Raw genomic sequence first — 15,097 nt, 5'->3', positions numbered from 1 at the left:
TGGGGTCGCCATTGATGGCGACCTTTTTTACGCGCGCTCTTCAAATTCCTGATAATTATAAATCCCTGCCGCCAGCACCAGCTGTGACGCGACTTCACGCGCTTGCTCTTTATCCACCAGCAGATCAATCAGCTTCAGGGCAAAATCGATCGCCGTGCCCGGCCCCTGGCTGGTCAGCAGATTAACGCGCGGATCCCACACCACGCGGCGCTCCATCCATTTCTCCTCCGGAATGGTGTGCTTCAGGCCGGGAAAACCGGTCATATTGCCCACCGGAAACAGGTCATGCGGTACCAGTACCGTGCCCGGCGCGGCACAGATCGCCGCGACAATTTTGCCTGACAGATGACACTGGCGTACCGTCTCCACCAGCAGCGGGCTGTCGCGGAAGGTTTCAGCGCCTTTGAGGCCGCCCGGCAGGACGATGGCGGCAAAATCGTTATCCGCCACTTCAACCAGCGGTGCGTCAGCCAGCAGGCGTACGCCGCGGGAGCAGACAATCTCGCGCGTGCCGTCGCTCTCCACGCTGGCGGTGGTCACCTTCAGGCCGGCGCGGACCAGCAGGTCAATGGTGGTGACTGCTTCGGTCTCTTCACTGCCATGGGCCAGGCAAACCAGCACTGATGCGTTCGCGCTCATATTGGGACTCCTTGCGTTTAATCAGGTCGTACAGGCGGGTGTTTTCCGGCAGCGCAATCCCCTGCGCGCGGGCGCGGCGCAGCAGGTAGCCGGTAATGTAATCAATTTCAGTCTGACGCTGCGCACGCACATCCTGCAGCATTGAGGAGACGTTGGCGGCGGTGCTGTCGATGACGTCGTAGATAATGTCGCGCAGGTTATCCAGCGCAATGTGCTGGCCCTCGCGCTCCATCACCCAGGCCAGCTCCTCGCACAGCCGGTTAATCTGTTCCGGCCAGGCGCGCAGCGCGCCGTTCTGGCAGTTGTGCTCAACCGTCAGCGTGTTGATCACGCAGTTAACTGCCAGCTTGCGCCAGCTGGCGGACGCGATGTTATCGTGCCACGCCACGTCCGGCAGCGCCTGATGCAGAATATCGGCGATATCGCTCAGCGCCGCGCTTTCGCGGCTGGCAGGTCCGATGTGGGTGATGCCCTGCGCGACATGCTTGATCACCGTGCCGTCGCGCATCGCCGCGTGCGTGGTGATGCCGCGCAGCAGCGGCTGCTGCACTTCTTTGAGCTCTTCGATGGTACCCATGCCGTTGTGCAGCAGCAGGATCGGCGCGTGGCGCGGCAGCACGCTTTGCAGGTTTTTCACCGCAGGTGAAACCTGTGGCGCTTTCAGTGTCACCAGTAGCAGCTGGCTTTCGGCCAGAAACAGCGGATCGTTAGCGATGAAGGTGTGATTGCTGACGTGGCCCTGCGGATCGACCACGTTGACCGAACAGTACGGCTGCGGTACGCGCAGCCAGCCCTGAACGTCATGTCCCTGGCGTGCAAGGGCCGCGAGCCAGATTTGCCCCAGGGCGCCGCAACCCAACACGGTAATTTTCATTATGCCTCCCGCTGGCGGGTGGGTGAATGGGTGTCACACCCTTAATTATAGCTTTCCGCGTCGCGTGTTTTATTAGCGCGACAAGACGCGTATTATGCATGTCACTTTAGTATCAGGAGAAGAAAAGATGCCATCTTTCGATATCGTTTCCGAAGTCGAACTGCCGGAAGTGCGTAATGCGGTGGAGAATGCCAACCGTGAGATCTCAACCCGTTTCGATTTCCGCAACGTGAGCGCCAGCTTTGAGCTCAACGAAAAGAATGAGACCATCAAAGTCACCAGCGAATCGGATTTTCAGGTGAAGCAGCTGGTGGATATTCTGCGTGAAAAGCTGCTGAAGCGCGGCATTGAAGGCGCGGCGATTGAAGTACCGGAAGAGATTGTGCACAGCGGTAAAAGCTGGAGCGTTGAAGCGAAGCTGAAAAAAGGCATCGAAAGCGATGTCGCGAAGAAAATCGTTAAGCTGATCAAAGACAGCAAACTGAAAGTGCAGACGCAGATTCAGGGTGAAGAGCTGCGCGTCACCGGTAAATCCCGCGACGATCTGCAGGGGGCGATGGCGCTGGTGCGCGGTGGCAACCTGGGTCAGCCGTTCCAGTTCAAAAACTTCCGCGATTAATCCCCTCTGTCGCGCGCCGCACGACGATACAGCGTGCTGCGCGCGACCCCCAGCGCCTGCGCCGCTTTACTGATATTGCCGTCATAGCGCTGCAGCGTTTCACTGATCAGCTGTTCATCGTGGCGTTCGCGCAGCGGCGGGGCTGGTGGGTGGCGATACTCTGCCGGCAAGTGACTTTCCGTCAGCGTTTCGCCCTCATCGGCGAGCGCCAGCAGCACGCGCAGCAGACTGCGTAGCTGGCGCACATTGCCCGGCCACGGCTGCTGCGCCAGCGCCGTCAGCAGTGTCGGAGACAGCTGTACGCCACGCTGCGCGGCCCCCAGCTCCTGCCATAAATCGCGGATAAACCCGGCGACGTTCGGCCAGGCGCGCAGTGGCGGAAGGGTCAGGGCGAACTCCTGCAGACGATAGAGCAAATCTTCACGAAATTCGCCGGCGGCCACGCGCTGGGCCAGATCGCGATGCGTGGCGCAAATCACGGCAAAATTCACCGGCCAGCTGCGACTGGAGCCGAGTGGCGCCACCTCTTTTTCCTGCAGCACGCGCAGCAAACGGGTCTGCAGCGTCAGCGGCATATCACCGATTTCATCCAGAAACAGCACGCCGCCATCCGCTTCGCGAATTTTGCCGATGTAGCCATTTTTACTGGCGCCGGTAAATGCGCCGGGCTGGTAGCCAAACAGTTCGGATTCAATCAGTGCTTCGGGGATGGCGGCACAGTTGATGGCGACAAACTTGCCCGTGCGCCAGCGGCTTTGCTGGTGCAGCGCGCGGCTGACATACTCCTTGCCGCTGCCGGTTTCACCATAAATGCACAGCGAAACGCCGGCATCCAGCAACCGCAGCATTTTTGCGCCGTCAGCTCCCAGCACGCGCGGCAGGTCATGCGTGCGACTGTCCGGCACGCTGACGTGGCTGCGCTGCGGCGCGCGCAGGCGGAACCAGTAGCGCTGCGTGCCAATGTCGACCGCGGCGGGAACGCTGTTGGCCTGCTGCTGCAGTTGCGGAAACAGCTGCTGAAACGTCAGGCTGGCAAAGCGGTCGGCGCTGAGAGCCAGTTCGCGCATCGCCAGCCGGTTGGCTGCGGTCAGCACATTGTCAGAGAATACCAGCAGCAGTTCATCACTGGTGTCGATGCCCTGCGGCTGCGGATGCAGACTGAGCAGCCACTGCTGCGGATGCAGGCTCTGCTTCACCCACAGGTACTCGATCTGCTTTGCCGCTGCTTTCACCCGGTTCAGGGTATGCGGATGCGGAAAGTGTGCCGGACCCGAGATATCCAGCACGCCGGCTATCTGGCCGTTGGGCATCTGCAACGGCATCGCGGCGCAGTACAGACCCTGATTGCGCGTCAGGAAATGCTGCTGGCCATCAATTTCACAGCCGTCATCAATCGCCAGCGCGGTGCCAATCGCATTGGTGCCGCGTCCGCATTCACTCCACAGATTACCGGGTGCCAGGGCAAAGCGCTGGGCTTTCTCCAGCGCCTGCATATCGCCAAAGGTGTTCAGCACCAGCCCGCTGGCATCGGACAGGATCACCACCGACTGCGTCTCCGCCATCTGCTGCGCCAGCTGGCGGATGACCGGCTGCGCAAACTGCTGCAGCCCGGCGTTGCTGGCCAGCACATCGGCCAGCTCGCCCTGACGCACGCGCGGGAAATCGTCGGCGCTGCGCTCTAATCCATACAGCTGGCTGCGGAACCAGGAGTCGCTTAACAGCGGGTTGGCGTGCACGGCAGACGCGGCTGAATTTCCCTGCATGAGTGACCTCAGAACGGCGTGTAAGTGTTGCAACATTGTAGCGTTCGGGTTTCTGCACTGTTGCGATACGCAACACAGATACCGCGTTTGTCCTGGAGGACTGACGGGTTTGCTGGCGGGGCATGATTTTATTTTATTGATAAATAAATCATTTATCGCTTTTTCGCCTGATGAGAAAAAACTGGCACGCGTGCTGCAATCACCAACACAGGCAGTTGCGCTGCCTGTTCAGACCCTCTGACCTGATAATAAGGAGTTTGCGATGCGTTATGCACATCCCGGCACGCCCGGCGCGCTGGTCTCTTTCCAGGCGACCTACGGCAACTATATCGCCGGCAACTTCACCGATCCGCTGAGCGGCCAGTACTTTATGAACACCTCGCCGGTAGACGGCAGCGATATTGCCCGGTTCCCGCGATCCGACGCGCGCGATATCGATCTGGCGCTGGATGCGGCGCATCAGGCCGCCGATGAGTGGGGCAAAACCAGCGTACAGCAGCGCGCCAACCTGCTGCTGCAGGTGGCCGATCGCATGGAAGCCAGTCTTGAGAAGCTGGCGGTAGCGGAGAGCTGGGATAACGGTAAACCGATTCGCGAGACGCTCAACGCCGATCTGCCGCTGGCGGTCGACCATTTTCGCTACTTTGCCGGCTGCCTGCGCGCGCAGGAGGGCAGCACCGCCGAGATCGACGAAACCACGGTGGCCTATCACTTCCACGAGCCGCTCGGCGTAGTCGGACAGATCATCCCGTGGAATTTCCCGCTGCTCATGGCGGCGTGGAAGCTGGCACCGGCGCTGGCCGCCGGTAACTGCGTGGTGCTGAAACCGGCTGAGCAGACGCCGCTTGGTATTACGCTGCTGATGGAGCTGATTGGCGATCTGTTCCCACCGGGCGTGCTGAATGTGGTGCAGGGCTTTGGCCGCGAAGCCGGCGAAGCGCTGGCCACCAGCAAGCGCATCGCTAAAATTGCCTTTACCGGATCCACGCCGGTCGGGCGGCATATCATGGCCTGCGCGGCGGAGAACATCATTCCCTGCACCGTCGAGCTGGGCGGCAAATCACCTAACATCTACTTCGCGGATGTGATGTCGGGTGAAGAGGCGTTCATCGAGAAAGCGGTCGAGGGGCTGGTGCTGGGCTTCTTTAATCAGGGCGAAGTCTGTACCTGTCCATCGCGCGCGTTGATTCATGAATCGATCTACCAACCCTTTATGGAGCGGGTGCTGGCGAAGGTTGCCACCATTCGCCGTGGCGATCCGCTCGATACCGACACCATGATCGGTGCTCAGGCTTCCCGCCAGCAATTCGACAAAATCCTGTCCTATATCAACATCGCCCGTGAAGAAGGCGGTCAGATTCTGACAGGGGGCGAGCGTGCGCATATCGCCGCGGAGCTGGATAACGGATTCTACATCCAGCCCACCCTGATCAAGGGCAGCAACCAGATGCGCTGTTTCCAGGAGGAGATTTTTGGGCCAGTGATTGGCGTCACCACATTCCACGATGAGGCAGAGGCGCTCGCTATCGCCAATGAAACCCAGTTTGGTCTGGGCGCGGGCGTGTGGACGCGCGATACCAATCTGGCGTATCGCATGGGCCGCGGCATTAAAGCCGGTCGCGTCTGGACCAACTGCTATCACATCTATCCCGCTCATGCGGCATTCGGTGGCTACAAGCAGTCGGGCGTCGGGCGTGAAACCCACAAAATGGCGCTCAGCGCCTATCAGCAAACCAAAAATCTGCTGGTCAGCTATGGCACAGCGCCACTGGGGCTGTTCTGAGTCCGCATCCGTTCAAATGGAGAGTGAAAGATGAATATGCAAATCAAAACCACCATGAAAGCCGCGATTGTGAAGGCGTTTGGTGAACCGCTGGTGATTGAGCAGGTGCCGGTGCCGTCCGTTGGGCCAGGACAGATTCTGGTGAAAATCGCCGCCACCGGCGTGTGCCACACCGACCTGCACGCCGCCGAAGGCGACTGGCCGATCAAGCCCAATCCGCCGTTCATTCCCGGCCATGAAGGTGTCGGGCAGGTGGTGGCCATTGGTGAAGGGGTGAAGCATCTCAAACTGGGCGATCGCGTCGGGGTGCCTTGGCTCTATTCGGCGTGTGGCCACTGCGAGCACTGCCTCGACAGCTGGGAGACGCTGTGTCTGTCGCAGCAGAATGCCGGCTATTCGGTCAACGGCAGCTTTGCCGAGTACTGCCTGGCGGATGCCAACTACGTCGGCATCATTCCGGATAACGTTGAGTTTAATGAAGTGGCACCGATTTTATGTGCTGGCGTAACGGTTTACAAAGGCCTGAAGATGACCGATACCAAACCGGGTGACTGGGTGGTGGTTTCCGGCATCGGCGGGCTGGGGCACATGGCTATTCAGTATGCGGTGGCGATGGGGCTCAACGTGGCGGCGGTCGATATCGACGACGATAAGCTGGCATTTGCCAAACGGCTCGGTGCCAGCGTGGTTGCCAATGCGAAGCAGGTCGATCCGGCGAAGGTGTTTCAGGAGAGCTTTGGCGGTGCGCACGGCGTGCTGGTAACGGCGGTCTCGCCAAAAGCGTTTGAACAGGCGATCGGCGCGCTGCGTCGCGGCGGTACCATGGTGCTTAACGGCCTGCCGCCGGGGAAATTCGATCTCTCGATCTTCGACATGGTACTGGATGGCATTACGGTGCGCGGCTCGATTGTCGGTACGCGTAAAGATCTGCAGGAGGCGCTGGATTTTGCCGGTCGCCATAAGGTGAAAGCGAATGTCGCGGTTGAGCCGCTGACTAATATCAACGATATCTTTGCGCGCATGCACGCCGGCAAAATTGAAGGGCGTATTGTGGTGGATATGTCGCTGTAGTGACGCTGAGCGGACCGCGTGGAGCCAGATCATCGCGGTCCGCTGTGGCTAAGTCATTAACTGCTGGCGAGCAGCGCCTCCAGCTCCACGCGGCTCGTCACTTTGCTGTCAATTTTAATGTAGGCACTTTTCTCTTCCGGCACGATAAACACTGACGCCACGCCGGGCTGCGCGCGCAGCCGCTTCTCCAGATTCGGTACTGCCAGCACCGCATCACTCAGCACCAGGCGCAGGCTGCTGACGTACGGCGGCTCCTGCATCGACATGGCGACAAACAGCCATGCAGCAGCCACTATCGCGCCGACCAGAAACACCGTTTGCGCATCGAAGTGGCCGAAAATCCAGCCGCCCAGGCTACCGCCAATCGCGACGCCAATAAACTGGCTGGTGGAATAAATCCCCATGGCCGTGCCTTTGTAGCCCGCCGGCGACTCTTTGCTGATCAGCGACGGCAGAATCGCTTCCATCAGGTTAAAGGCAAGGAAAAACAGCTGCACGCCAATCACCAGCGTCCAGAAGTGGCCTGCGGCGCCCCACAGCACAATTTCCGCGATGATGATCAGCGCCACGCAGCCGACAAACACCCGCTTCATGCGGCGTTTTACCTCGGCATAGATAATAAACGGCACCACGGCGACAAACGCCACCAGCATGGTCACCAGATACACTTTCCAGTGTTCAGCCGCCGGGAAGCCCGCCTGTTCAAACTGGCCCGGCAGCGCGACGAAGCTCGACATCAGTAAAATGTGCAGACAGAGAATGCCGATATTCAGCTTCAGCAATTTGGGATTGGCCAGCACTGCGCGAATGCTGCCTTTGACCATGCCGGATTCGCGGTTCAATACGTGGCCCGGCGCATTGGGCACTACCAGCAGGGTGATCACGATACCCAGGCTGGCGAGCAGGGCAATCATCCAGAACAGCGCGTGCAGACCCAGCGCGTGCGTGACAATCGGGCCGACCACCATGGCAATCGCAAAGGTGACGCCGAAGCTGATGCCGATAAACGCCATCGCTTTGGTGCGGTTCTGTTCACGGGTCAGGTCTGACAGCAGCGCCATCACCGCCGCGGCAATGGCACCGGAGCCCTGCAGCGCGCGACCAAGGATAATGCCCCAGATGGAGGTGCTGGTGGCGGCAATAAGGCTACCGAGCACAAACAGCAGCAGGCCACCGACAATCAGCGGCTTGCGGCCGATACGGTCGGACAGCAGACCAAAGGGGATCTGAAACACGGCCTGCGCCAGACCATAAATACCAATTGCCAGACCGATCAACGTTTCGCTGGCGCCCTGTAAAGCCATACCGTAAGTGGTCAGTACCGGCAGGACCATAAACATTCCCAGCATGCGCAGGGAAAAAACTGTGCCTAAACCCCATGTTGCCCGAAGCTCAACTGGTGTCATTCTATTATCGTTCATTCCAACCTCTGTAAGTTTATGCCCCTGGGACTTCAGGTTGCAGCGGCACAGGTTGCGCGCCCTTATCTGCGACCCGGCTCACCGGGACATGCAGCGCTTATTTTAGGAAGCAGGGCAGGGCGGGTAAAACAATTGTTTTTAAGCAGTGGTAACAAAAAGAAAGGGCGCGAAATTCGCGCCCTTGTCCGGAGTAACGGTCTGACTTACCAGACGTAAGTCAGCAGGTCCTTAGAGGCCGGGGCCATAAAGTCCACCGACATCATCACGCTCAGCGCAGTGATGGCGACAATGGAGAACACGAACAGTTTACGCGCCCAAACCTTATCGTTTGAGGTTTTGTAACCTGACAGTGCCATACCCAGCCACCACACGCTGACGGCGGCAGCCACCACCAGATATTTGTAGCCAGCATAACCGCCCAGCGACAGCATCAGCGTGGCAATCATGAACGCCAGGATGTACAGCGTAATATGATTTTTCGCCACGGAGATGCCTTTCACCACCGGCAGAACCGGAATATTGGCGGCCTGATAATCTTTGAAGCGGAAGATGGCAATCGCGTAGGAGTGCGGCATCTGCCACAGGCTAAAGATAGCCAGTAAGATTAACGCGCCGGCATCAAACTGGTTGGTCACCGCGCAGTAGCCAATCACTGGCGGCGCGGCGCCAGAGAGGCTGCCAATCAGCGTGCCATAGACCGAATGACGCTTCATGTAGAGGCTGTAAATGCCGACATAGACGACGAAGCCCATCACCGCCAGCCACATGGCCAGCGGGTTAGCGCCAAAATACAGCAACGCAAAGCCAGCAATACCCAATGCGGTTGCATAAACCAGGCTTACTTTCGCCGAGATCAGGCCTTTGACCAGAACACGGTTCCGCGTTCTCTCCATTTTGATGTCGATGTCGCGGTCAATCACATTGTTGAATACACAACCGGATGCGACCACCAGCGAAACGCCCACCAAAGCGACGAGAAACAGGGGGTAATCAATGCTGCCTTTTGAAGCCAGCAGGAATCCACCGATCACAGAAATTAAATTGCCGAAAATAATTCCTGGTTTTGTTACTTGCAGGTATTGCTTAATCATTACGCGTGACTCTTTAGTGGGCCATCATGTTGTAGTTGAGGTTCCACATAATCCACAGTGAGCCAATCACCACAATCAGGATAATGACTGCGGAGAAGACAATGGCCACCATGTTCCAGCCACCCTCGGATTTGCTGTCCAGATGCAGGAAGTAGACCAGGTGCACCAGCACCTGAACCACTGCACACACCAGAACCACACCCAGAATGGTGCCGTGAGAAGCACTGCCATCCATCACCATCCAGAACGGGATCGCCGTCAGGATGATCGAGAGGATGAAGCCGATCATGTAAGACTTCACGCTACCGTGAGATGCACCATGTTCGTTTACAGAATGACTCATTACATGGCCCCCATCAGATAGACAACGGTGAATACGCAGATCCACACCACATCCAGGAAGTGCCAGAACAGGCTCAGACACATGATACGGGTGCGGTTGGTGGCGCTCAGACCGCGTTTAGCGATCTGGAACATCAGCACGGCCATCCAGATCAGACCAGAGGTCACGTGCAGACCGTGCGTACCGACCAGCGTAAAGAAGCCAGACAGGAAGCCGCTGCGGTCAGGACCGAAACCTTCCTTGATCAGGTGATGGAATTCATAGATTTCCATCCCGATAAATCCGGCACCGAACAGGAAGGTCAACGCCAGCCAGCTGATGACCGAACCTTTGTTCTGGTTATTCATCGCAATTACTGCCATACCATACGTAATGGAGCTCAGCAGCAGCAGCGCGGTTTCAACCAGCACAAACGGCAGTTCGAAGATATCTTTACCTGCCGGGCCACCGGCAGTGTTGTTAACCATGACCGCATAGGTCGCAAACAGGGTTGCGAAGATAATGCAGTCACTCATCAGGTAGATCCAGAAGCCAAAGACTTTATTGGCTCCCGCATCGTGATGCCCATGCTCCGCATGGGCGTCGTGGTGGTGTTTAACGGTTTCAGTTGACATTATTTCAGACCTGCTTTGCTGATGTCATCAAAGTGCTTCTTCTCGATCTGCTCGATTTCAGCAACCGGTACGTAGTAATCCACGTCTTCATCGAAGCTCTTCACAATCCAGGTCACGATGGTGCCAAGGAAAGTAAGACCTGCCAGCCACCAGATGTGCCAGATCAGGGCAAAACCGAAGACTGTCATGAAGGCAGCGATAACAATGGCCGCGCCGCTGTTTTTCGGCATATGAATTTCTTCATATTTTTCTGGCTGCTTGTACGCTTCGCCTTTCTCTTTCATTTCCCAGAACGCATCACGCTCGTGGATATGTGGGATCACAGCAAAGTTGTAGAACGGCGGAGGTGAAGAGGTTGCCCACTCCAGCGTACGGCCGCCCCACGGGTCACCGGTCAGATCGCGGTTCTGCTCACGGTCACGTACCGATACCCAGAACTGGATAAGCTGGCACAGGATACCGCAGGCGATCAGCGCTGCACCGCCTGCTGCAACTACCAGCAGAGAGTGGAACTGCGGATCGATGTCCTGGCTCAGACGACGGGTCATCCCCATGAAGCCCAGCGCGTACAGCGGCATAAAGGCAACGAAGAAGCCGATGATCCAGAACCAGAAAGCACGTTTGCCCCAGGTTTCGTTCAGGGTGAAGCCGAAGGCTTTCGGGAACCAGTAGGTCACGCCAGCCATACAACCGAACACCACACCACCGATGATAACGTTGTGGAAGTGTGCAATCAGGAACAGGCTGTTGTGCAGCACGAAGTCTGCGCCTGGTACCGCCAGCAGTACGCCGGTCATCCCACCAACGGAGAAGGTGACCAGGAAGCCGATGGTCCACAGCATCGCCGAGTTGAACTCGATACGACCCTGATACATGGTGAACAGCCAGTTAAAGATTTTCACCCCGGTCGGAATCGCGATGATCATCGTCATGATACCGAAGAAGGCGTTAACGTTCGCACCGGCACCCATGGTGAAGAAGTGGTGCAGCCAAACGATGAACGACAGAACGGTAATGGCGATGGTTGCCCACACCAGCGAGGTGTAACCAAACAGACGCTTTTTCGAGAAGGTGGCCGTGACTTCAGAGAAGACACCAAACACCGGCAGAACGAGGATGTACACCTCCGGGTGACCCCAGACCCAGATCAGGTTGACGTACATCATCATGTTACCGCCCATATCATTGGTAAAGAAATGGAAGTCGAGGTAACGATCAAGCGTCAACAGTGCCAGCGTCACGGTCAGAACCGGGAACGCAGCGATAATCAGGACGTTAGTACACAGTGCTGCCCAGGTGAATACCGGCATCTTGAACAGGTCCATGCCCGGTGCACGCATCTTCAGAATGGTCACGAAGAAGTTGATACCGGTCAGCGTGGTACCAATACCGGAGAGCTGGAGACTCCAGATCCAGTAATCGACCCCGACGCCAGGACTGTATTCTGCCCCCGAGAGCGGTGGATAAGCCAGCCAGCCGGTCTGTGCGAATTCGCCCACACCCAGTGACAGGTTAACCAGGATCACACCGATAGCGGTAAACCAGAAGCTCAGGTTGTTCAGGAACGGGAAGGCAACGTCACGGGCACCGATTTGCAGCGGAACCGCGATGTTCATCAGACCCACCACGAAAGGCATCGCCACGAAGAAGATCATGATCACGCCGTGAGCGGTAAAGATCTGGTCGTAGTGGTGCGGTGGCAGTATGCCTGCTTCCCCGGCGGAAGCCATAACCTGTTGGGTACGCATCATTACCGCATCGGCAAAGCCGCGCAGCAGCATGACAAAGGCCATGATGATGTACATGATACCCAGTTTTTTGTGGTCGATGGAGGTTAACCATTCAGACCACAGATACTGCCATTTACCGAAATAGGTAATAGCAGCGATCAGCGCCAGACCACCAATGATGATACCGGCGACCGTAACCATGATAATGGGTTCATGGTAGGGCACTGCATCCAGTGTTAATTTTCCGAACATCGTATTATTCCTCGGCTCCCGCAGCTGCGGCGTGATTCATGTCCATGCCTTCGTGCGACATGTCCATTTTCCCGTGGCTCATCATGAACTTATCAATAACCTGCTTGAACAGTTCCGGATTCGCAGTTGAGAAATATTCCACCGGGTGATTTTCGCTTGGCGCAGCCAGTTTTTCGAAATCATCCATGGTGGTCAGCGTGTTAGGTGCCGCTTTAACTTTGGCAACCCACTGCTGGAATTCCGCATCGTCTTTGGTGGCAATGGCTTTGAACTTCATGCCAGAGAAACCGCGACCGCTGAAGTTAGCAGAGATACCGTCGAACGTACCTGGCTCGTTGGCGATCAGGTGCAGTTTGGTCTGCATACCCGCCATGGCGTAGATCTGGCTGCCGAGCGTAGGAATAAAGAAGGAGTTCATGACGGAGTTCGAGGTGATCTTGAAGTTCACCGGAGTATTTGCCGGGAAGGCAATCTGGTTGACGGTTGCAATACCCTGTTCCGGGTAGATGAACAGCCATTTCCAGTCCAGTGCCACTACGTCGATCTCAACCGGTTTCACGTCAGAGGCCAGCGGTTTGCTCGGCTCCAGCGCGTGGGTTGATTTCCAGGTCAGCACGCCGAGGAAGAGAATGATCAGGATCGGAATGGTCCAGACCACGGCTTCCACTTTGTTAGAGTGTGACCAGTTAGGGCTATACTTCGCGTTGGTATTGGTTGCCCGATATTTCCAGGCGAACACAACAGCCATTAAGACTGCCGGAATAACGACGATCATCATCAAGCCGAAAGCTGTCAGAATCAGTGAACGTTGCTCCAGTGCAATCTGTCCCTTGGGATTTAACAACGCACTATCGCAGCCGCTGAGTAATACAGCGCCTGCAATTAATGACAAAATCCCCAAACTTTTATTGTATTTCCTGAGTCTCATTTAACGACCTCAATGACAAAGGGCTCTATTGTCGTTTAAGTGTGCGCGCATTTTACGGGAAGGTTTATGCAGTGTAAACCAGCTTAAGGATGTGTCAGAAGGCTGTTGACACCTTTTGCTAAGGGTGTCACAGATGTTGCGCAGGGTGACAAATTATTAACTGCGACAAGCAGTTGGCGGCAATATAACAAAAACCAATGACATTAACCGCAGAGAAAACAGGGAAAGCATAAACCGGAGTTTTAATACTCATTTATTTAACAATTCTGCATCATTTTAGCGATGAAATTTCTACAAATTAATTGCTCACCGGATTTAAATATTACGCAGGATTGTTAATTTAATGTTTCTATTTCGCGTTAAAAAAAATGCTATCGCTTAAAATTCGCCGGGAGCTATTTTTAAGCGATTTATCCCCGTCTGGCAAATAGCGCAGCGTTAATGTGCACGATTTGACGCTGTTTTTCTTAATGCCAGCCAGTCCAGCATCACGCCGAGCAGTACCGCCAGCAGCGCCAGCGCCATCCCTGCCTCAAACAGATGGGTTGGCAGCGTCGCGCTGTGCCAGATATCCGCCGCACGCAGTGCCAGCGTCAGCAGCCAGAGCGCCAGCAGCGTACAGCCCGCCGCGAACAGGCGTACCGTCCAGCGATAACCCTGTGGCCACAGGCTGCGCTTCATGAATTCACCGCTGTGCTGCATTGCCTGCAGCGTGCCGCGACATGCCCACAGCAGCAGCAGGCCCGGTACGGCGGCCACCACGGTAAAGGCGTAAAATACCGGCCAGCCCCACAGTTCGACCAGCCAGCCAGCCGCCGGACCGACATACACGCGTCCAACCGCTGACAGCGCTGACAGCAGCGCGAACTGCGTGGCCGAGAACGATTTGTTGCACAGCGTCATCAGCAACGCCACAAAGGCGGCGGTGCCCATGCCGCCGCACAGGTTTTCGATAAATACCGCGCTGGCCATGCTCCACAGATGCGGTGGCGTTACCGCCAGCAGCCAGTAAGCGAAATTAGATACTGCCTGCAGCACGCCGAAGATCATCAGCGCGCGGAACAGGCTCAGGCGTTGCATCAGCACGCCGCCGTACAGCGCACCAATAATGGTCGCCAGCAGGCCAAGCGTTTTATTCACCAGACCGACATCGCCGGCGCTGAAGCCCACGCCGCGAATCAGAAAGGTGGTGGTGAGCGAAGCGGCGAACGCGTCGCCCAGCTTGTAGAGAATGATTAAGGTGATCAGCAGCCAGGCGTTGTTGCGCTGAAAGAAATCCTTCAGCGGAAACGCGACGGCCTGACGCAGCGAGTGCGGCTCGCGCACCGGCGCCTCAGGTTCACGCGCCAGCAGCGTGGCGATCAGTCCGGGCACCATCAGCAGCGCCATCAGCCAGTAGGTGGCCTGCCAGCCGAGATAGCGATCCGCCAGCCACAACGCCAGGCCGCCGGAAATCAGCATCGCCAGCCGGTAACCGAGCACGGTAATCGCCGCGCCGCTGCCGCGCTCTTCCGGCGGCAGCACATCGGTTTTCCACGCATCAAACACAATATCCTGCGAGGCTGAGCAGAACGCCACCAGCACCGCCAGCGCCGCCAGCAGGGTAAGGTCGCGTGATGGCTGCATCAAGCCCATCGCCACAATACCGGCAATCAGCGCTAATTGCGTGACCAGCAGCCAGCCGCGCCGCCGGCCAAGAAAGGGCGGGGTATAGCGATCCATCATCGGCGACCACAGGAACTTAAACACGTAAGCCTGACCGACGAGGGAGAAGAAACCAATGGTTTTCAGGTCGACATTCTCTACCGTCATCCACGCCTGGAGCGTACCGGCGGTCAGCGCCAGCGGCAGACCGGAAGCGAAACCGAGCAGCAGCAGGACCGCAGCGTTACGTTGGGTAAAAATACGCAGATAATGAGATGTCATAGCCAGCCTGAAATGAAGCCCGGTCAGCGGGGACCGGGCAGGT

14 protein-coding genes are annotated in these 15,097 nt (G+C 57.1%); 4 read left to right on the top strand and 10 right to left on the bottom strand.

Annotation, left to right across the window (positions count from 1 at the left end):
• Positions 1-27: 27 nt before the first annotated feature.
• Entirely contained in the window at positions 28-639 is a 612-nt protein-coding gene (gene yajL / locus C1N84_RS14085; RefSeq protein WP_058781215.1) for a protein deglycase YajL, read from the bottom strand.
• Positions 593-1,513 carry a 2-dehydropantoate 2-reductase gene (panE, locus tag C1N84_RS14080; protein WP_127833751.1) on the bottom strand — a complete coding sequence of 307 codons (921 nt, stop codon included), beginning with the start codon at positions 1,511-1,513 and terminating at the stop codon, positions 593-595. Before panE ends, yajL begins: the two co-directional genes overlap by 47 nt.
• Positions 1,514-1,640: 127 nt before the next feature.
• Here panE and C1N84_RS14075 point away from each other — a divergent pair, with 127 nt between their 5' ends.
• Positions 1,641-2,132, top strand: a complete 492-nt coding sequence (locus C1N84_RS14075; protein ID WP_021507173.1) for a YajQ family cyclic di-GMP-binding protein — start codon at positions 1,641-1,643, stop codon at positions 2,130-2,132.
• On the opposite strand, the gene C1N84_RS14070 is transcribed toward C1N84_RS14075, so the two are convergent.
• Positions 2,129-3,895, bottom strand: coding sequence for a sigma-54-dependent Fis family transcriptional regulator (locus C1N84_RS14070; protein WP_264441575.1), 1,767 nt, complete (start codon positions 3,893-3,895; stop codon positions 2,129-2,131). The two genes, C1N84_RS14075 and C1N84_RS14070, sit on opposite strands and share 4 nt — an antisense overlap.
• A 109-nt stretch (positions 3,896-4,004) precedes the next feature.
• On the opposite strand from C1N84_RS14070, the gene C1N84_RS14065 reads away from it, so the two are divergent.
• From C1N84_RS14065 to adhP, 3 genes are read left to right on the top strand one after another with little or no spacing between them, the layout of a single operon-like run.
• Positions 4,005-4,136, top strand: a complete 132-nt coding sequence (locus tag C1N84_RS14065) for a hypothetical protein (protein WP_394541646.1) — start codon at positions 4,005-4,007, stop codon at positions 4,134-4,136.
• Between the two features lie 21 nt (positions 4,137-4,157).
• The gene (locus tag C1N84_RS14060) at positions 4,158-5,678 is read left to right on the top strand and encodes an acetaldehyde dehydrogenase ExaC (protein WP_264441574.1); all 1,521 of its coding nucleotides are present in this window, start codon (positions 4,158-4,160) and stop codon (positions 5,676-5,678) included.
• A 30-nt stretch (positions 5,679-5,708) separates the two neighbouring features.
• Positions 5,709-6,749, top strand: coding sequence for an alcohol dehydrogenase AdhP (gene adhP, locus C1N84_RS14055; RefSeq protein ID WP_394541645.1), 1,041 nt, complete (start codon positions 5,709-5,711; stop codon positions 6,747-6,749).
• Positions 6,750-6,805: 56 nt separating this feature from the next.
• Here adhP and C1N84_RS14050 read toward each other — a convergent pair whose 3' ends face one another.
• The 7 genes from C1N84_RS14050 to ampG form a co-directional block, all read right to left on the bottom strand.
• Positions 6,806-8,170 carry an MFS transporter gene (locus C1N84_RS14050; RefSeq protein ID WP_031279651.1) on the bottom strand — a complete coding sequence of 455 codons (1,365 nt, stop codon included), beginning with the start codon at positions 8,168-8,170 and terminating at the stop codon, positions 6,806-6,808.
• 203 nt (positions 8,171-8,373) lie between these two features.
• The gene (gene cyoE, locus C1N84_RS14045) at positions 8,374-9,261 is read right to left on the bottom strand and encodes a heme o synthase (RefSeq protein WP_021507178.1); all 888 of its coding nucleotides are present in this window, start codon (positions 9,259-9,261) and stop codon (positions 8,374-8,376) included.
• A gap of 13 nt (positions 9,262-9,274) precedes the next feature.
• The gene (locus tag C1N84_RS14040) at positions 9,275-9,604 is read right to left on the bottom strand and encodes a cytochrome o ubiquinol oxidase subunit IV (protein ID WP_022549333.1); all 330 of its coding nucleotides are present in this window, start codon (positions 9,602-9,604) and stop codon (positions 9,275-9,277) included.
• A complete protein-coding gene (locus C1N84_RS14035; RefSeq protein ID WP_021507179.1) occupies positions 9,604-10,218 on the bottom strand; it encodes a cytochrome o ubiquinol oxidase subunit III in 615 nt (204 codons plus the stop codon). The genes C1N84_RS14040 and C1N84_RS14035 overlap by 1 nt, the downstream gene beginning before the upstream one ends.
• Positions 10,218-12,200, bottom strand: coding sequence for a cytochrome o ubiquinol oxidase subunit I (gene cyoB / locus C1N84_RS14030; RefSeq protein WP_021507180.1), 1,983 nt, complete (start codon positions 12,198-12,200; stop codon positions 10,218-10,220). The genes C1N84_RS14035 and cyoB overlap by 1 nt, the downstream gene beginning before the upstream one ends.
• A 4-nt stretch (positions 12,201-12,204) precedes the next feature.
• Positions 12,205-13,128, bottom strand: a complete 924-nt coding sequence (cyoA, locus tag C1N84_RS14025; protein ID WP_031279652.1) for a cytochrome o ubiquinol oxidase subunit II — start codon at positions 13,126-13,128, stop codon at positions 12,205-12,207.
• Between the two features lie 438 nt (positions 13,129-13,566).
• Complete coding sequence (ampG, locus tag C1N84_RS14020; protein WP_264441573.1) at positions 13,567-15,054, bottom strand: muropeptide MFS transporter AmpG; 1,488 nt, start codon at positions 15,052-15,054, stop codon at positions 13,567-13,569.
• Positions 15,055-15,097: the final 43 nt, after the last annotated feature.

This window comes from Pantoea sp. SGAir0418 (assembly GCF_043529865.1).
This window is presented reverse-complemented; position numbering and strand designations above follow the sequence as displayed.